The organism is Bordetella ansorpii, from assembly GCF_900078705.1.
Classification (GTDB): Bacteria; Pseudomonadota; Gammaproteobacteria; order Burkholderiales; family Burkholderiaceae_B; genus Bordetella; species Bordetella ansorpii_A.
The window spans coordinates 559,216-579,393 of the sequence record NZ_FKIF01000001.1 but is presented as its reverse complement, the minus strand read 5'-3'; the positions used below and the strand labels follow the sequence as shown (position 1 = coordinate 579,393).

General features: G+C 70.6%; 7 protein-coding genes. 2 read left to right on the top strand and 5 right to left on the bottom strand.

Translation table 11 applies throughout. The features are described 5' to 3' along the window. Positions 1–44 precede the first annotated feature (44 nt). On the top strand, positions 45–13,415 hold the full coding sequence (locus A6745_RS02280) for a filamentous haemagglutinin family protein (RefSeq protein ID WP_066123016.1): 13,371 nt from the start codon (positions 45–47) through the stop codon (positions 13,413–13,415). Between the two features lie 134 nt (positions 13,416–13,549). Then, a complete protein-coding gene (locus A6745_RS02275; RefSeq protein WP_066123014.1) occupies positions 13,550–14,119 on the top strand; it encodes an RNA polymerase sigma factor in 570 nt (189 codons plus the stop codon). 49 nt (positions 14,120–14,168) lie between these two features. Here the strand turns inward: A6745_RS02275 and secF are convergent, their stop codons facing one another. The 5 genes from secF to queA all read right to left on the bottom strand — a co-directional run bounded on the left by secF (position 14,169) and on the right by queA (position 19,996). Next, positions 14,169–15,101 (bottom strand): protein translocase subunit SecF, encoded by a 933-nt coding sequence (gene secF, locus A6745_RS02270; RefSeq protein ID WP_066123012.1) that lies wholly within the window; start codon positions 15,099–15,101, stop codon positions 14,169–14,171. A gap of 14 nt (positions 15,102–15,115) precedes the next feature. After that, on the bottom strand, positions 15,116–17,032 hold the full coding sequence (gene secD / locus A6745_RS02265; protein WP_066123010.1) for a protein translocase subunit SecD: 1,917 nt from the start codon (positions 17,030–17,032) through the stop codon (positions 15,116–15,118). Between the two features lie 60 nt (positions 17,033–17,092). Beyond that, positions 17,093–17,437, bottom strand: coding sequence for a preprotein translocase subunit YajC (yajC, locus tag A6745_RS02260; protein ID WP_066123008.1), 345 nt, complete (start codon positions 17,435–17,437; stop codon positions 17,093–17,095). A 304-nt stretch (positions 17,438–17,741) separates the two neighbouring features. Continuing rightward, the gene (gene tgt, locus A6745_RS02255) at positions 17,742–18,878 is read right to left on the bottom strand and encodes a tRNA guanosine(34) transglycosylase Tgt (protein ID WP_066123006.1); all 1,137 of its coding nucleotides are present in this window, start codon (positions 18,876–18,878) and stop codon (positions 17,742–17,744) included. Next, positions 18,875–19,996 carry a tRNA preQ1(34) S-adenosylmethionine ribosyltransferase-isomerase QueA gene (queA, locus tag A6745_RS02250; protein WP_066123005.1) on the bottom strand — a complete coding sequence of 374 codons (1,122 nt, stop codon included), beginning with the start codon at positions 19,994–19,996 and terminating at the stop codon, positions 18,875–18,877. Before queA ends, tgt begins: the two co-directional genes overlap by 4 nt. Positions 19,997–20,178: the final 182 nt, after the last annotated feature.

Sequence of the window (20,178 nt, the reverse complement as noted above, 5' to 3'; positions counted from 1 at the left end):
GCGGCCGGTACCGCATCGACTTTGGCTTATCGGAAGGGACGGGCATGAACAACATCGGGCGCAACAGCAACAATCGTGGTCGCGGACGCGCGGCGCATGCCGGTTTCGGCATGGCTCCCCTGGCGCGCGCGCTGGCCATGGCGCTGACCGCCGGCGCAGCGGCCATGCCGGCGGCCTCGCATGCGGGCGGCGCCTGGTTCGCGCAGGACGGCGCCAAGGCGCAGATCCGCGCCAACGCCGGCGCCCGCACCGGCGCCATGCCCTCGTCGGCGCGCCAGCGCCAGCAGGCGCAGCAGAAGCTGCAGCAATCGGTGGACAACCTGGGCCGCACGGCCTCGGCCATCGCCGCGCAGGTGGCGGCGCAGAATGCCGCGCGCGCGGCCGCGCTGGGCCAGCCCGGCACGGTGCCCGACGGCCTGGCCGAAGGCGGGCTGAAGCTGGCCGCCGGCGCGGCCGACGATGCGCTGGCCCCGACCCGCGTGCTCGACCCGGCGCTGTGGCGCAATGCGGCGCTGCCCACCCAGCGCACCGAGAACGGCCGCACGGTCGTCACGGTGAAGCAGACCGCCGACCGGGCGATTCTCAACTGGGACACCTTCAACGTCGGCCGCGATACCACGCTGGCGTTCGACCAGAGCGGCGGCAGTCCGGACCAGGACCCGTCCAAGGCCAGCGGCTGGGCCGTGCTGAACCGCGTGAAGCCGGGCGTGGCGCCCAGCCGCGTCGAGGGTGCCCTGACGGCGCAGGGCACGGTGATGGTGGTCAACCAGAACGGCGTGGTGTTCGGCGGGGGCAGCCAGGTCAACGTGCGCAACCTGGTGGCGGCCGCGGCGAAGATCACCGATACGCAGTTCATCGATAATGGCCTGTACGGCGCCAGCGTCACCACGCCGACCTTCACCGAGGCCGTGGCGGGCGCCGTGTCGGTCGAGGCGGGCGCGCGCATCGTCACGCACGAGCCGGTGTCGGTGACGGACGGCGGCGGCTACGTGCTGCTGCTGGGCCGCGAGGCCAGCAACGCGGGCACCCTGGTCACGCGCAGGGGCCAGGCGCAGCTGGCGGCGGGCAACAGTTTCATCATCCGCAAGGGCTACGGCACCACGGGCAACCAGTTCTCGACCACGCGCGGCAACGAGATCGCGCCGCAGTTCAATGCCGATGGCGTGGATGGCGGCGGCAATCCGGTGCCCAATCCCGCGGGGCTGGTGCGCAACAGCGGCCTGATCCTGGCGCGCGAAGGGGACATCACGCTGGCCGGCCGCATGGTCGAGCAGGCTGGCGTGGCGGTCAGCACCACCTCGGTGAACACGCGCGGCACCATCCACCTTTTGAATTCCGCCAACGACGCGCGCGGCAAGGTGGCGTTGGGCGCGGGCGCCGTCACGGCCATCGTGGCGGGCGACGTGGCCATCGGCAACGATGGGGCGATCACGCTGGGCGACGACGGGCAGACGGCGCTGGACAGCCAGCGCGATGCGCTCATCCAGGAGTCCGCGGCGCTGGACACGCAGCGCGTCACGGCGTCCAAGAGCGCTGGCCGCAACTTCGACAATTATTCGACGCTGGCCGACCGGCGCGACCAGTCGCGCGTCGAGATCGTCGGGGGCGGCGCGGTGACTTTCGCCGAAGGCTCGCTGACGCTGGCCACGGGCGGCCAACTGGCCGTGTCGGCCGGCAACAGTACGGCCGGCACCAAGGAGGCCGGGCCCGGCGCCATCGCCACCACCTATGGGGTCATCCAGCTCGATGGCGGCGCGCGCCTGGACGTGGCGGGCAGCGTCGGCGTGCGGGTGGCGATGGAGCGCAACAATCTGCGCATCAATGTCCAGGGCAACGAGCTGCGCGACGCGCCGATCAATCGCGACAGCGGCAGGCTGATGAACGACGACCTGTGGGTCGATCGCCGCACGTTGACCTACGTGAAAGCCGGCACGGGCGGCTACGAAGGCGATCGCTGGTACACGGCGGGCGGCCTGCTGGAGGTGGGCGGCTACGTGGGCAACCAGGGCCACACCATCGGCGAATGGACCGCGCAGGGCGGCACCGTCAACCTGGCCACCGACAACGTGATCACGCAGGCCGGCTCGCGCGTCAACCTGTCCGGGGGCACGCTCGACGTGCAAAGCGGCTGGATCAATCTCTCGTGGCTGCGCGGCAGCGACGGCCGGCTGTACACGGCCGATACGGCGCCGGGCGACCTGACGTACCAGGGCCTGTACCAGGGCTATGAAGACGCGCATGCGCGCTGGGGCGGCAATGCTACGCGCTATTTCCGCAACCCGCTGCTGGGGCCGTCACGGCGCTACGAGCAGGGCTACACGGTGGGCCGCGATGCCGGCCGCCTGATCGTGCAGTCGTCCAGCGCCCGGCTCGAGGGCGAGCTGGATGCGTCGGCCTACAACGGCCCGCGCCAGACCGAGGCACGGCCCTTGGCGATGGACGACGCCTACAAACTGGGCCAGACGCAGGCCGCGCTGGGTGGCGTGCTTGCCCTGGACAGCTACGATGCCTCGTTGAGCTCGGAGGGGGTCTCGGCGCGCCTGAACCAGAATGCCCCGATCCGGATCGACAATGCGCCGCCCGTCGAAGGCGCGCAGCAGGGCAGCCTGGTATGGATCAGCCTGGACCGGGTCAACGCGTCCGGCCTGGCCGGGCTGCGCGCCGCCACCCTGGGCGACCTGACGATCGGAGGCGATCTCACGATGTCGCCGGGCGGCTTCATCGACCTCTCGATGGGCGCGCTCTCGGTGTATGGCGACCTGACCGCCCGCGCCGGCTCGGTCAGCATCCGCGCCTTGACCAGCCCGTACGGCGATGCGCGCGACCTCACGCTCCCGAGCGGCGTGACCATCGATACGCGCGGCCTGTGGACCAATGCGTCGCTGGATCCCGCCCAGGCGTGGGGGATGGCGTTCCGCGACGGCGGCTCGGTCACGCTGGGCGCCGCGGGGGCGCTGTCGCTCGAAGTGGGTTCGCGCATCGACGCCTCGGCGGGCGGCGCGGTGCGGGCCGACGGCTCCACGGCCGGCGGCGCCGGCGGCAACGTCTCGCTCAATGCCGGCGGGCTGGTCATCGACGGGGGCGGCACGATCGCGTCCTACGGTTTCGCGCGCGGCGGCAAACTCAGCATCGTCACGCCAGCGGCGGTGTCCATCGGGGGCACGCTGCTGCAGACGCGCGGCCAACTGACGCCGGGCGAGACCGCGCCGTTCGACCTCACGGTAGGAGAAGACTTCGTGGTGCCGGCCGGCACCCGGCTGGCTTTCGAGCTGAAGGTGTCCTCGGGCAGATTCATCAAGCCGGGCGCCATCGTGCCCGCCGGCGTCTCGGTGAACGTCGGCGCGGCTCCGGCGACCGTCGGCCCCAACGGCTGGGCCCCGCCCATGAGCGGGGTGTTCGCCCGCCCGCCCGGCAGCGCCAACGGCGGCCGCAGCTATGCGGTGGGCGAGCAGATTCCGGCAGGTTATCTCGTCTATGCCGTCAACAGCCAGTTTCCGGAGGGCTACCGCCTGCCGGCCGACGCATTCACGGCGCCGCTGCCGATTTATCCGAAGCTCTATACCTATGCGGCCGGCTCGGTGCTGGCCGGCGACCTCATCGTGACGGCCGGCTCGGCCCTGCCGCGCGGCGCGGTGCTGCCCGTGGCCGCTCCGGTGCTTCCCGTGTTCGAGATAGTCGACGCTTCCGCGTTCTTCCAGCAGGGCTTCGCGTCGTACACCCTGTCCGGCGCCGCCGGCGCCATCGTCCAGCCGGGCGCCCGGGTGGACGTGGCCATGCCGGTGTACCGCTTCCTCGACACCGACCGGGCCACCGGCGTGCCGCGCCGCCTGCTGGCGGGCGACGCCCTGGCCGGGGCGGTCGAACTGGCGCTGCCGCCGCTGTTCGACACGAACGTACGGCAAGGCACGATGACCCAGCGCGCGGGAGCGGACTTGTCCCTGACGGGCGGCATCCCGCTGCCGCCCGCGGCGGGGGCGCCCGCGTCCCAGTTGGTCACGGGCGCCGTCATCATCGGCGAAGGCGCCGTGGTCAACGTCGATCCGGACCACCGCATCGATCTGTCCAGCAAGGGCCAGGTCACCATCGACGGCAGCCTGGTGGCGCCCGGCGGGACCATCACGGCCGTCAATACGCGCCTGCTGAAAGACCTGCGCTCCGTGGTCGTCAACAACCCGTACTTCGAAGACGTCGACCCCACGGACGCGCTGTCGGTGTGGGTGGGCGAGCACGGCCTGCTCGATGTGTCCGGCCGCGCCTACACCGCGCTTGACAGGCAGGGCGATCCGTTCGGCGTCGTGCTGGACGGCGGATCCGTCGTACTGGGCAGCACCGGCGGCAAGGACCCCGATTCCCTCGGCACGCTCTCCAGCGGCGCCTATGTGGTCATCCGCCCCGGCGCGCGCATCGACGCGTCCGGCGCCCAGGCGCTCATCGGCCCGGGCGGCCGCGACAATCGCGCCGTGCGCGACGTGGCCAGCGATGGCGGCTCGATCACCCTGAGTTCGTACCAGGGATTCTTCGTCGACGACCTGCTGCGCGACGACGGCAGCCGTGCGCCGGCCCTGCGCGCGCAGTCGGGCGGCGCGGGCGCCAGCGGCGGCACGCTGTCGCTGGTGCTGGAGTCGCCGCTGTATGGCGGCCCGTTCGGCGTGGATCCCTCCAGCCGGCCCGGCCGTGCGCTGACCGTCGTCCAGCGCTACGCGCCCAGCGCGTTGCCGGGCGACCTGGCGCCGGGCGCCATGGACGCCGCCTTCGTGCCCGCCCAGGCGCGCATCAGCGCCGAGCAGATCGCCGCGGGCGGCTTCGACGGCCTGTCGCTGTGGGGCCGCAGCGCCATCGTGTTCGACGGCGACGTCGATCTCAGCCTGGGCCGCAGCCTGACGCTGAACAAGGGATTCCTCTACCAGACTACGCCGGGCGCCAACGTCACGCTGCGCGCGCCCTACGTGCTGTACGACGGCGGCACGCTCCTGAAGGGGGCCAGCAACTTCGGCCCGGACATGGTGGGCGGGACCCGGCTGCCGGCGTACGGCATCGGCGGCACCTTCCGTGTCGAGGCCGGCCTGATCGACCTGCGCCACACCATGAGGGTCGATTTCGACCAGACCACGCTGCAAAGCAGCGGCGACCTGCGTTTCCTGGCGGCCACGGCGCCGCCGTCCGATGCTCCCTTGAATGACGGCACGACGCGCCGCACCGAACTGCGCGCGTTCGGCGACATCGAGCTGGCGGCCGCCCAGGTCTATCCGGCCAGCGGCGTGACGGCCACGGTCCGCGCCGGACTGGGCAATACCCCGGCCAGCGACCCCTCGGTGCTGCAGATCCGTTCCACGGGCGCGGTGCCCGCGCAGCCCTATTCCGTGCTGGGCAACCTGACCTTGACCGCCGACGTCATCCGCCAGGGGGGCGTGCTGCGCGCGCCGTTCGGCCTGCTGACGCTGAATGCGACGCAGGGGGTCGAGCTGCAGGAGGGCAGCATCACGTCGGTCAGCACCCGTGGGCTGGTCATCCCGTTCGGCGGCACGGTCGACGGCGTGAAGTACCTGTACAACGGCTTCGACGCGGCCAAGCCCGAACTGCTGGTGGGCCAGTATTCCGCCAGCATGTTCCCGGACGACAGCGGCACCATCAGCCGCGGCACCATCGGCGTCAGCATCAACGCCGCCTCGCTGACCAGCGCGCCGGGGTCGCTGCTGGACCTGTCGGGGGGCGGCCAACTGGTCGGCGGCGCCTTCATCACGGGCCGGGGCGGCTCGGTGGACACGCTGCTCAATCCGCTCGACCCGGGCGGCAAGGTGTACGCCATCGTCCCCGGCGCCACCACCGCGCCGGTCGCGGGCGGCTACTACAAGGCCTGGACGGGCGACGTGCCCGGGATCGGCCAGCAGATCACGCTGGCCGACGGCGTGCCCGGCCTGCCGGCCGGCACCTATACGCTGCTGCCGGCCAACTATGCGCTGCTGCCCGGCGCCTGGCGCATCGAACTGGGCGGCCATGCCGAACGTCCCGCCAAGGTGCCGGTGGTTCCCCTGCGCAACGGCTCGTATGTGCTGACCGGCACGCAGAGCGTGGCCGGCACGGGCATCCGCGACGCCTACGGCACGCGCGTCACGCTCACCTCCGGCCAGACGCTGCGCACCTACTCCGCCTACAACGACCAGGGCTACACCGCGTTCCAACTGGCGCAGACGCGCACCTTCGGCGCGCTGCGGCCGATGATCGAGGCGGACGGCCAGCGGCTGTGGTTCAATGCCCGCGCCGCCGCGGCGGCGCCCGCCAACAGCGCACTGGTCTTCAACGGCCGCGCCGACTTCTCGGCCGGCGACGCGGCCGGCTATGACGGCAGCTTCTCGCTGACCGCGCCCACCAACGCCACGCTGGTCCTCACCGGCCCCGGCAGCACCCGGCAGAACAACGCCACCACGGTCACGGCCTCGGCCGCGGAGATCGGCAAGGTGCAGGCGCCCAACCTGTACCTGGGCGGGCGGGTCGGGGCCTCGTATTCCGATCCCAACGTCGCCTTCGAAACGAACGGGATGGCGCAGAACGTGGTCCTGGAACGCGGCGCGTCGCTGTCGGCCAGCCAGGTGGTGCTGGCGGCCAAGCAGAAAGTCACCCTCGAAGAGGGCGCCGCCATCAGCACGCTGGGCCGAGGCAAGCGCTGGCTGGACACCAACAGCAGCGGGCTGCTGTTCGGCAACAAGCCTTCGCCGTACGAAGGCATGGCGCTGCTGCTGGTCTCCAACGGGCAGTTCACGATGGACGCGCCGTCCGGCCTGTTCGGCACCTCCATCGAACTGAAGGATGGCGCCTCGCTATATTCGGAAGGCACCATCGGCTTCTATTCCGACGTGGGCGTGACGCTGGCCGGCACGCCGCGCATCGGCACGCGCAACCTGTCGCTGGCCGTGCCCTCGTTCAACATCGGCTCGGACGCGTCGCTGGCGGCCGTGGGCGCGCTGCCGCCGGGCATGAACCTCAACCAGCGCTTCCTGGATACCCTGTTCGCCGGCGTGCCCGAGGTGGGCGCGCCTGCCCTGGAGAACCTGGTCCTGACCGCCAACAAGTCGGTCAATTTCTTCGGCAGCGTGGACCTGGACACCATCGACCCGGCCACGGGCCGCTCGCGCCTGGCGCAACTGGTGTTCAACACGCCGGCCATCTACGGCTATGGCGGGGCGGACGACACGGTGCGCCTGAGCACGGGCACGCTGGTCTGGAACAACGCACTGACCAGGGTGACATTCTCCGACTACACGCAGACGCAGTACGGCAGCGTACTGCCCGGGGCCCTGTTGCCCACCGGGCCCGGGCAGGGCCGCTTCGTGGTCGACGCCGATGCGGTGGTGTTCGGCAACCCCACGCTGGCGCAGCCCAATACCACGGTCGAGTTCCACCGGCTGATGCTGGGCTTCTCCGACGTCACCTTCAATGCGAAGGAGCGGATCACCGGCAATGCGCGCGGCACGGTGTCGTTCTACCAGCGCGGCGCGGATCCCAGCACCCGTTTCGATCCGGACACCTATGCCGGCACGGGCGGCAACCTGCATCTGAACACGCCCCTGCTCACCGGCGACTCGGGCTCGGTCATCGGCTACCGCGCGGGCGGCGCCATCGAGGTGAAGGCACCGGCGGGCGCCGCCCCGGCGCTGCCCTCGGCGGCCGGCAGCCTCGGCGCGCAGCTGGACCTGCACGGCGGCGCGATCGACCTCGCCTCGTCCGTCGTGCTGCCCAGCGGGCGGCTGACGCTGGCGGCCGACGGGGACATCGTGCTGGCCGACGGCAGCCTGCTCGACGTTTCGGGCCGCCGGCTGCGCTTCTTCGACGTGACGCGCGACACCTGGGCGGGCGACGTCGTCATCGAGAGCGAGCACGGCGACATCGTGCAGCGGGCCGGTTCGGTCATCGACGTGTCGGCGGCCAACCAGGATGCCGGCACGCTGCGGCTGTCGGCCATCGATGCTGGCCACGGCGCCGTACTGCTGGGCGGCACGCTGCGCGGCAGCGGCGGCCAGGGCCGGGCCAGCGGCACGTTCGACGTGCGCGCGCAGCGCATCGGCGCCGGGCCGGCCAGCCTGAACGCCGACTTCGCCGCGCTCAACGCGCAACTGGGCGAAGCCGGTTTCTTCGGCGCGCGCGCCTTCAACCTGCGGCAGGGCGACCTGACCATCGGCGACGGCGTGAAGGCGCGCGCCGTGACCGTCTCGGTCGATGGCGGCAGCCTGACCGTCACGGGACGCATCGACGCGTCGGGTACGCAGCCCGGCGCCATCCGCCTGGCCGCGCGCGACGACCTGCGCCTGGCGGGCAACGCCGTGCTGGACGCGCATGGCACCGTGCTGCAGGTCGACAGCTATGGCCAGCCCATCGAGGCGAAGAACCGCGGCACGGTGGAGCTGACCGCGTCGCAAGGCTGGCTGCGGCTGGACGACGGGGCGATGCTGGACGTCTCCGCGCCCGGCGTGGCCTACGGCCGCGTGGCGCTGAACGCGCGCCGCGTCACCGAGACGGGGGGCGACGTGCGCGTGGATGCGTCCGGCCGGGTCGACGTGCGCGGCGCGTCCAGCATCGCCCTCAATGCCTTCTGGACGTACCAGCCGGGCGATGCCGACGGCACGATCATGCAGGACAACGGCCTGGGCGCCGGCGGCGCGGTGCTCGACGCCCAGGGCCGCCTGGGCCTGGACCAGGTCGACGCGCGCAGCCGCGCCTTCCATGACAACGCGCTGGCCAATACCGACCTGCAGCGCCGCCTGGCGGGGCTGCGCGCCTATGGCGATGCCTATCACCTGCGGCCGGGCGTGGAGATCGTCAGCGGCGATGCCTCGAACGGCAAGCTGACGATCAAGGGCGACGTGGACCTGTCGCGCTACCGCTATGGCCCGAATGCCGACCTCAATCCGAACTCGGCGCGCTACGGCGCGGGCGAGCCGCTGGCGCTGGCGGTGCGCGCCGCCGGCGACCTGGACATCAAGGGCAGCATCAGCGACGGTTTCGGGCGTCCCAACGCCACGCCGGACGACAGCGCGATCCTGCTGGCGGCGGGCGCCACGTTGACGGCCGACTACACCTTGCCCGAGAACGTGACGCTGGCGTCCGGCACCAAGCTGGCCAGCGGGGCCGTCATCCCGATAGACGTGAACCTGCCGGGCGGCCAGTCGCTGTCGGCGGGCCAGGCGGCGGCGCGGCAGTATGTGCTCGACCTGCCGCTCAATCCGACTTTTGGCGAATACATCTACGTGTTCGATGGCGTGGACGCCTGGTCGGGCTGGGATCCGGACCCCGTCTACGTCGAGTCCGGCAGCATCACCGACTACTACTGGTGCGGCTGCACCTACTACCCTGGCGACCCCATCGTCTATGGCGTGCTGGGCCAGGGCGCGGTGATCGAGGCCGGCACCGTGATCTCGCATCCCAGCAATCCGGCCAAGGCCCGTATCGTGTTGTCGGGCGGGCCGAAGATCGCCGCCGGCAAGATCCTGCCGCAGCAGGTCACGCTGGCCACGGACTATCGGCTGCCCACGGCGGTCGTCGCCACGGGCAGGATCGTCACCCCGGGGCGGACGTGGGAGGCCGGCGAGACCCTTCCCGCCAGCACCGAGCTGCCGCAGGGCACGGTCGTAGGGCAGGGGGCGTCGCTGCCTTTCGACTTCGAGATCCAGGGCACCACGTGGCACGCGGGCAGCCCGCTGGTGCTGTCCGGCGGCTACACGCTGTCGTCCGACCTCGCCCTGGCCCAGGGCACGGTGCTGCCGCAGGGCACCGTCATCTCTGCTTCCGGCAACGTCACGTCGCAGGCGACGCGGCCGGTATGGGCGGTGGCGCCCATGCTGGCGGCGGGCAGCCAGTCGGCGTCCATCCGGCTGGTTGGCGGCGCCGACCTGGCCGCCGCCGACATGCGCGGCCTGCAATCGGCCGGCGCGCTGGGCGGCGCGGGCGACGTCACGCTGAACGACCCGCGCACCAGCAACTCGACCAGGATGCCGATCTTCAGCGTGCTGCGCACCGGCACCGGCGACCTCGACATCCTGGCCGGCGGCGATTTCAGCCAGGCCACGCCGTTCGGCGTCTATACCGCGGGCACGCAGCGGGACCTGCCCGAGGGCAACGAGGCGTTCACCCTGCAGCGCGCCAGGCTGACGGGCGTCGCCGCCTACGATGCCGCGCTGGAAGACCGCACGACCTGGTATCCCGACCACGGTGGGGACCTGTACGTGTCGGTACGCGCAGACCTGACCGGCCAGACCTGGTTCAGTCCGAGCAATCCCTCCTACAACAGCTACAACATCACCTCCTGGCTGTGGCGCCAGGGGGGCGAGGGCATGGGCCAGCAGACGGCCTGGTCGATCAACTTCGGCACCTACGCCAACGTGGGCGTGCGCTACAACCCGGCTTTGGGAGGCAATGAGCAATTGGTCGGCGTGGTGGGCTTCTCCGGCCTGGGCGCGCTGGGCGGCGGCAACGTCACGCTGCTGGCCGAGGGCGATGCCGGCGCGCTGGCGCCGTTCAGCGTGAACATCGGCGTCCCGGAGGGCACGCCGAAGCAGGCCACCGGCTTGAACGTCGCGGTCGGCGCGACCGGCCGCGTGACCGGCGTGAATACCACCGACGATGGCCGGGTGACGGGCGGGACATTGGTGCAGACCGGCGGGGGCGACCTCGTGCTCCGGATTGGCCGGGGGCTCAATCCGGCCCAGCCCAGCATCTCGAACGTCGACGCGATGCAGGGCACGCTGACCAACCTGCGCGGCGACATCGACGTGCTGGCGGGCTCCGTCGGCCACCTGAAACTGACGTACGGCACCAAGAGCACGCAAGACCCGCGCGGCGTGGACCTGTATGACGCGCAACGGGTGAGCGCCGCCGTGGCGGGCCCGGTCATCGTGCCGGGCGACGGCCAGACCTCCGTGCGCAGCCGCGGCGACCTGGTGCTGTCCTCCTACGTCGATCCGACCATGGCGGCGCCGCCCTCGGTCGGCGACATCGGCGTGGCCGGATACAGTTTCGTCGGCACGCTGGCGGGCAATCCGCAACAGACCGGGGCGGGCCGCAACTGGTTCTCGCTGTGGACGCCGGACACGGCGGTCTCGCTGTTCTCGGCGGGAGGCGGCGTGCTGCCGTTCCACACCGGGGCCGGGCGCAGTTATCTGCCCTCGACGTTCGACGCGGTGGCCGGGGACGGCAGCATCTACTATGGTTCGCAGTATTCGACCAACGTGGCCGTCTACGCGCTGCTGCCTTCGCCCGCCGGCCAGCTCGAACTGCTGGCAAGGGATTCGATCCAGGCGGGCGCGATGGGCGCGACGGCCAAGCTGGGCCTGTCGGGCGCGCGGGCCGGCGTCAACGACCTGCCCAATCCGTTCAAGCCGGCCTGGGTGCTGACCCCGCGCAACTATACCGGCGGCGTCGAACAGCTGGATATCACCTCCTCCTGCGGCTGCGACACCAACACGCTGGTGATCGTGACGCCGCCGGCCTGGGAGGGCGCGTTGCCGACCCTGCGTCCGCGCAGCGGCTATTTCGCCTTCCAGGGGATGGATACCCCCGTGGATGCGCTGCATGCGGGCGATGCCAATCCGATCCGCCTCTATGCGGTGAATGGCGACATCGTCGACGCCGCGCTGGGCGCATCCACCCTGGCCTCGCCCACCGTGCCGGGCTCCTACCTGGCGGCCAAGGCCGCGCAGGTGCGCGCCGGACGCGACATCGTCGCCTTCGGCATGGGCCCGACGAATAGTCCGCTGAGCGATCCCAGCGTCATCATGAACGTGGACGCCAACGACGTGTCCGTCCTGCAGGCCGGCCGGGACATCTTCTACGCCAATGTGCGGATCGGCGGTCCGGGCGTGCTGGAAGCGACCGCCGGGCGCAACGTCTACCAGGGCAACATGGGCAGCCTAGTCAGCATCGGCGGGATCATCCCGGGCGATACCCGGCCGGGCGCGGACATCGCCGTCCATGTCGGCTTCGGCCCGGCCGGGCCGCAGGGCGCGGACTGGGCGGCGCTGATCGCGCGCTACCTGGATCCGGCCAACCAAGCCGACGTCGCGTCGGGCCTGCCGCTGGCGGACCAGGCGGGCAAGGTGGCGCAGTCCTATGGTGGCGAGTTGACGCTGGCCGGCTGGCTGCGGCAGGAATTCGGCTACCAGGGCGACGAAGCCGGCGCCCCGCAGTGGCTGCGGGACAAGCAGGCCGAGCTGAACGCCGTGCGGGCCGCCGACGACAAGACGCCGCGCGACCTGAGCCGCGAATACGCGGACACCAGCCAGGCGTACCTGGTCAACTGGCTGCGCGCGCGCTACGGCTTCGAGGCGGACGGCGGCACCGACCGCGCCGCCGCCGCGCGGGCGTATTTCGATGCGCTGCCGGCCGAGCAGCAGCGCGTCTTCCTGCGCGCGCTGTACTACACCGAGCTGCGCGAGGGTGGGCGCGAATACAACGACTCGGACGGCCCGCGCTTCGGCAGCTACCTGCGCGGGCGCCAGATGATCGCCACGCTGTTCCCGCGGCAGGACGCCTATGCGGGGGACATGACCCAGTTCGGCGCGTCGGGCATCCAGACGTGGGCGGGCGGGGATATCCAGGTGCTGGCGCCGGGCGGGCAGATCGTGGTGGGCGTGCAGGGAGAACCCCCGCCGGGCACGGCCGGCCTGATCACGCTGGGCCGGGGCGACGTGCAGTTGTACTCGCAGGGCAGCATCCTGCTGGGGCTGTCGCGCATCATGACGACCTTCGGCGGCAGCATCCTGGCCTGGTCGGCGCAGGGCGACATCAACGCCGGCCGAGGATCCAAGACCACGCTGGTCTACACGCCGCCCCGGCGCGCGTACGACACGTGGGGCAACGTGCAGCTCTCGCCGCAGGCCCCGTCCACCGGGGCGGGCATCGCCACGCTGAACCCGATCCCCGAGGTGCCGCCCGGCGACGTGGATCTGCTGGCGCCCCTGGGCACCATCGACGCGGGCGAGGCGGGTATCCGGGTGTCGGGCAACCTGAACATCGCGGCCCTGCAGGTGGTGAACGCGGCCAACATCCAGGTGCAGGGCGAAGCCGTGGGCGTGCCGGTGGTGGCGGCGGTCAACGTCGGGGCGCTGACCAGCGCCAGCACGGCGGCCACCAGCGCGGTCAACGCGGCGCAGGATGCGGTGGCCCGCTCGCGCGCCGCGGCGCAGAAGGCGCTGCCGTCCATCATCAGCGTGCAGATCCTGGGATTCGGCGACGCCGGTGCGACGTCCGTGCCGGCGCCCGCCCGCGGCGCCGGCGCGCAGGGCAGGGCCGCGCCGGCGGCCAGCGCCGGCCAGGCCTACGACCGCACGAGCCTGCTGCAGATCGTCGGCATGGGCGGCCGCACGGACCCGGCCCAGGTGTCGCGCCTGACGGACGCGCAACGGCGCAGCCTGGAGAACGACCGCTGAGGGGACCCGTCCGCCCGCCATGTGCGCTGGCGGCCTGCCTGCACGGCAGGCCGCGGCGGGGATGGCGGCCTGCGCCCGGATCGCGGCGCGTGGCGGCGCGCAGGCGCGGCGGACGGACCACGGAATCGACCATCATGGACATGACCTTCGTCGATTGCCTGGACGGGGCCGGCGCCACGGGCGGCCCCGCTTCGGACGATGGCGGGCGCGCGGCGGGCCTGCGCGCCTGCCTGGTGGAGAACTATGCGCGGCTGCATCGCCGCCTGCGGCTTCAATTGGGCTGTGCCGACGCGGCCAGCGATTGCCTGCACGAGGCCTGGCTGCGGCTGGGCGACATGGCGCTGCCGCATTCGGTGCGCTGCGCCGAGGCGTATGTGTATCGGGTGGCCAGCAACCTCGCCATGGATCGCCTGCGTGGCGACCGGATGTGGCGCCATGCGGACGATGCGGACGACGCCCTGCATGCGCTTGCCGATCCCGCGCCCGGGCCCGAGGCGGTGGCCGAGGGGCGCTCGGAGGTGCGGGCGCTGCTGGCCGCGTTGCAGCGTCTGCCGTACCGCTATCAGGCGGTGCTGGCGGCGCTGCGGATCGAGGACATGACGCGTGGCGAGGTGGCTCGCCGGCATGGCATGTCGCCGCGCCGCGTGGACACCCTGGTCAGGCAGGCGATGGCGCACTGCGCCGCGCAGGGCGCCCGCCCATGAAAAAATCCCCGGGCGGGGATTCTTTCATGCCTGACGCACGCGCCGTGGATCAGACGATTTCGGCCTCGCCTTCCTTCTTGACCGGCTTGATCAGATCCTCGCGCTTGACCCCCATCCACATGGCCAGCGCGGCGGCCACGAAGACCGACGAGTAGATGCCGAACCAGATGCCGATGGTCAGCGCCAGCGCGAAGTAGTGCAGGGACGGGCCGCCGAAGAACAGCATGGCCAGCACCATCATCTGGGTCGACCCGTGGGTGATGATGGTGCGCGAGATGGTCTGGGTGATGGCGCCGTCGATGACTTCGACCACGCTGGCCTTGCGGTACTTGCGGAAGTTCTCGCGGATCCGGTCCATGATGACCACGGATTCGTTCACCGAGTAGCCCAGCACCGCCAGCACGCCGGCCAGCACGGCCAGCGAGAACTCCCATTGGAAGAACGCGAAGAAGCCCAGGATGATGACCACGTCGTGCAGGTTGGCGATGACCCCCGCCACGGCGAACTTCCATTCGAAGCGCAGGCCGAGGTAGAGCATGATGCCCGCCACCACCACCAGCAGCGCCATCAGTCCGTTGTGCAGCAGTTCCTGGCCCACCTGCGGGCCGACGAACTCGACGCGGCGCAGTTCGACCGACGGGTCGGCCGCCTTGAGGCTTTGCATCACCGATTCGCTTTGCGTGGCCGAGGTTTGCCCCTCGGCCAGCGGCAGGCGGATCAGCACGTCGCGCGAGGTGCCGAAGTTGGCCACCTGGAAGTCGCTGTAGCCCAGCTTGCCGACGGCGCCGCGCACGCTGTCCAGTTGCACGGTCTGCGCATAGCTGACTTCCATGACCGTGCCGCCGGTGAACTCGATGGACAGGTGAAAGCCGCGCGTGATGATGAAGAACACCGCCGCCACGAACGTGACCAGGCTGATGATGTTCAGCACCAGCGCATTGCGCATGAATGGAATGGTGCGATGGATGCGGAAGAATTCCATGATCGGCCTCTACTTCACTTGATGGCCGGGGCGTTGCCGCCGGCATTCTTCTTGTCCGGGTTCGGACGCCATACGGTGCCGATCGAAATGCGCGTCAGCTTGCGCTGGCGGCCATACCACAGGTTGGCCAGCGCACGCACGCCGATCACCGAGGAGAACATCGAGGTGACGATGCCCAGGCAATGCACCACCGCGAAGCCGCGGATGGGGCCGGAGCCGAAGGCCAGCAGCGCCAGGCCCACGATCAGTGTGGTCAGGTTCGAGTCGAGGATGGTGCCCCAGGCGCGCTCGAAGCCGTGGTGGATGGCCTGCTGCGGCGTGGCGCCGTTGCGCAGTTCCTCGCGGATGCGCTCGTTGATGAGCACGTTCGAGTCGATGGCCATGCCCAGCGTCAGCGCGATGGCCGCGATGCCGGGCAGGGTCAGCGTGGCCTGCAGCATGGACAGCAGCGCCAGCAGCAGCAGCACGTTCATCGTCAGGCCGACGGTGGAGAAGACGCCGAACAGGTGGTAATACAGGATGATGAACACGGCGATGGCCAGGAAGCCATACAGCGTGGAGTGGAAGCCCTTCGAGATGTTGTCGGCGCCCAGGCTGGGGCCGATGGTGCGTTCCTCGATGATGGACATCGGCGCGGCCAGCGAGCCGGCGCGCAGCAGCAGCGACGTGTCGGCGGCTTCCTCGGCGGTCATGCTGCCGGTGATCTGCACCTGGCCGCCGCCGATCTCGCCACGGATGACCGGCGCGGTGACCACTTCGCCCTTGCCGTTCTCGAACAGCAGGATGGCCATGCGCTTGCCGATGTTGTCGCGGGTGACGTCGCGGAAGATGCGCGCGCCCTTGCTGTCCAGCGTGAGGTGCACGGCGGCCTGCTGCGTCTGCTGGTCGCGGCCCGGCTGGGCGTCCTGCAGGTTTTCGCCGGTCAGGATGACCTGGCGGCGCACCAGCACGGGCGAGCCGTCGCGGTCGGTGTAGCGTTCCAGGCCGAACGGCACGGTGCCGTTGGCCAGCGCGCTCATCGCGGCCGGCGAATCGTCGACCATGCGGATTTCGAGGGTGGCGGTGCGGCCCAGCAGTTCCTTGGCCTTGGCCACGTCCTGCACGCCGGGCAACTGGACGATGATGCGGTCGGCGCCCTGCTGCTGGATGACGGGTTCGGCCACGCCCAGCTCGTTGATACGGTTGTGCAGGGTGTTGATGTTCTGCTTGAGCGCGTTGTCCTGCACGCGGGTGACCGCGGCGGGGCTCAATTGGCCGACCAGTTGGGGACGGCCGCCATCGTTGTTCTCGGTGTAGGCCAGTTCGGTCAGGCGGCTGCGCAGCGCGTCATGGGCGCGCGAACGGTCGTCGTCGTTGGCGAAGGTGGCCACGACCGACATGCCCGAGCGTTCGACGCCGGACACGTTGATCTTCTGGTCGCGCAGCACGCTGCGCACGTCGGCCGACAGGGAGTCGTAGCGGGCGGTCAGGGCGCCCTGCATGTCGACCTGCAGCAGGAAGTGCACGCCGCCGCGCAGGTCCAGGCCCAGATACATGGGGCGCGGCTCGAAGAAGCCGAGCCAGCGCATCCACGTGGGCGAGGCGGGCAGCAGGTTCAGCGCGACGGTATAGCGGGGATCGCTGGCATCGGGATTGAGCGCGTGGTCGATCGCATCGCGGGCCTGCAGCTGCACGTCGGTGGACGGGAAGCGGGCGCGCACGGTGCCCAGCGTGCCGTTCAGCTCGTAGTAGACGCTGGTGGGCTCGAGCTTGGCGTTGGCCAGGATCTGCTGGATCTGTTCCAGCATGGCGGGCTCGACCTTGATGGTGGCCTTGGCGCTGGAGACCTGCACGGCGGGGGATTCGCCGTAGAAGTTGGGCAGCGTGTAGAGCAGGCCGATCACGACCGCGACCAGGACCGTGATGTATTTCCAGAGAGGATAGCGGTTCATTGCCGGCGATTGATGCGTAAAGAAGACGAAAGGCCCCGCGTGCGGGGCCTGATCAGAGGCTTACAGGGCCTTGATGGTTCCCTTGGGCAGCACGGTCGTGACCGAGGTCTTCTGCATGATCACCTCGACGGGCTTCTCGGCCAGGTCGGCGATCTCGACCGTGACGTAGCTGTCGGTCACCTTGGAGACCTTGCCCAGCATGCCGCCGGCGGTGACGACTTCGTCGCCCTTGGCCAGCGCGGCCACCATGTTGCGATGCTCTTTCTGGCGCTTCATCTGCGGACGGATCATCAGGAAATAGAGGATCACGAACATCAGCACGATGGGCAGCATGCCCATCAGCGCATTGCCTTCCGGAGCGGCGGCCTGGGCCAGGACGAGGCCGGCGGTGTCGATTGCGGACATGGTTGAACTCCCTGCAAATATCAGTGTTTTTGGGTTGGCGGTGACGGGCCCAGGCCGGCTTCGAGGCCGGCTCTGGCCGGCACGGCGCGTGGCCGTGCCTGGTTCCGGGATTTTTCCGGTGTACCGTCCCTACATCTAATCGCGCCCTGTCCCCGCGCGAGCCATTGAACAGGGCAAGCCGACTATTGTAGCGGGGTTGCCTGGCAGTCGCGCGACACGAGTTCGGGGGACGGCAACCGCCCCTCCGGCAGGGGGAATTGGCTTTGGCCCGCCGGGTCCGGGCCAAATCGGCGCGGACCCGTCTCTAATCGATGCCGCGCGCCCGGTCCGCCGCGAATTGCGCGCGCCAGGCGTCGAAACGGCCTTCGGCGACGGCCTCGCGCATCTGGCGCATCAGGTCCAGGTAGAAGTGCAGGTTGTGCAGCGTGTTCAGGCGCGCGCCGGTGATCTCGTTGGCGCGCTGCAGGTGGTGCAGGTAGGCGCGCGAGAAGTGCTGGCAGGTGTGGCAGCCGCAGGTGGGGTCGAGCGGGCGGGTGTCGTCGCGGTAGCGCGCGTTGCGGATCTTCAGGTCGCCGAAGCGCGTGAACAGCCAGCCGTTGCGCGCGTTGCGGGTCGGCATCACGCAGTCGAACATGTCCACGCCGCTGGCCACGCCTTCGACCAGGTCTTCCGGCGTGCCCACGCCCATCAGGTAGCGCGGGGCGTCGGCCGGCAGGCGCGGCGCCACGTGCGCCAGGATGCGCAGCATGTCTTCCTTGGGTTCGCCCACCGACAGGCCGCCGATGGCGTAGCCGTGGAAACCGATGTCGCGCAGGCCGGCCAGCGACTCGTCGCGCAGCGATTCGTACATGCCGCCTTGCACGATGCCGAACAGGGCGTTGGGATTTTCCAGCCTGTCGAACTCGTCGCGCGAGCGGCGCGCCCAGCGCAGCGACATGCGCATCGAGCGGGCGGCTTCCTCGGCGGTGGCGGGACGGCCGTCGATTTCATAGGGCGTGCACTCGTCGAACACCATGACGATGTCGGAGTTCAGCCCGCGCTGGATGCGCATCGATTCCTCGGGCGTCAGGAACAGGCGCGCGCCGTCGATGGGCGAGGCGAACTTCACGCCTTCCTCGGTGATCTTGCGCATGCCTTGCAGGCTGAACACCTGGAAGCCGCCCGAGTCGGTCAGGATGGGCTTGTCCCACTGCATGAAGCCGTGCAGGCCGCCGTGCTTCTGCATGACCCCGGTGCCGGGGCGCAGCCACAGGTGGAAGGTGTTGCCCAGCACGATCTGCGAGCCGATTTCCTTCAGTTCGTGCGGCAGCATGGCCTTGACGCTGCCATAGGTGCCCACGGGCATGAAGATCGGGGTTTCGACCGTGCCGTGGTTGAGGGTGATGCGGCCGCGGCGCGCGGCGCCGTCGGTGGCCAGCAGTTCGTAGCGCAGTCCGGTCATGGGCGGGGAGTTTCGATGAACATGGCGTCGCCGTAGCTGAAGAAGCGGTAGCGCTGGGCCACCGCATGCGCGTAGGCACGGCGGATGGGGTCCATGCCGGCCAGGGCCGATATCAGCATCAGCAGGGTCGACTGGGGCAGGTGGAAGTTGGTCAGCAGGGCGTCGACCGCGCGGTAGCGGTAGCCCGGCGTGATGAACAGCCGGGTATCGCCCTGGGAGGCTTCGAGCGGACGGTCGCGGCCCGGACGCGCCGCCCCGGGCGCCGCGCCAGCCGCCGCATCCGTCCGGGCGGCGGCGGATTCGAGCGCGCGCACGCTGGTGGTGCCCACGGCCACGACGCGGCCGCCGCGGGCGCGGGTGGCCGCTACGGCATCGGCCGTGGCCTGCGGCACGGTGTACCACTCGGCGTGCATGACGTGCTCGGCCAGATTCTCGACGCGCACCGGCTGGAAGGTGCCTGCGCCCACGTGCAGGGTGACGAAGGCGCGCTCGATGCCCAGGCCGGCCAGTTTCTGCAGCATGGGCTCGTCGAAGTGCAGGCCGGCGGTGGGAGCGGCCACCGCGCCCGGCTCGCGGGCGTAGACGGTCTGGTAGCGGCTGTCGTCGGTTTCCTCGGCGGCGTGCGTGATGTAGGGCGGCAGCGGCGTGGCGCCGTGCGCGTCCAGCAGGTCCAGCACCGGCGCCGGAAAGCGCAGGTCGAACAGTTCGCCCTCGCGGCCCAGCACCTCGGCGTCGAACGCGTCGGCCAGGCGCAGCACGGTGCCGGGACCGGGCGACTTGCTGGCGCGCACGTGGGCCAGGGCACGGGTGGGTTCGACCAGGCGTTCGACCAGCACTTCGACCTTGCCGCCGCTGCCGGCCTTGTGGCCGGCCAGGCGCGCCTTGATGACGCGGGTGTCGTTGAAGACCAGCAGGTCGCCCGCGCGCAGCAAGTGGGCCAGGTCGGGAAACTGCCGGTCGTGCAGCTGGCTGGCGGCATCCAGGTGCAGCAGGCGGCTGCCGCCGCGCTGGGCGGCGGGATGCTGCGCGATCAGCTCGGGCGGCAGTTCGTAGTCGAAATCGGAGAGGGTGAGCGGGGCGGACACGCGGGGGACAGCCGAAAAAGAGTGACGCGGCATCGGGCCGCGGGACAACCCGCTATTGTATGACGGCGCGGCAACACCGCCCGCCGCCCGGATGAAGCCCGGCGCGTGGCGAGCCGGGTCGCCGGTGAACCCGGCGCCTTCGACGGCCGGCTTTGGGCTGGCCGCAAGCTTGATTCGGTATGCTCACGGTTTTCTGGAACACGGCGGCGTGGCGC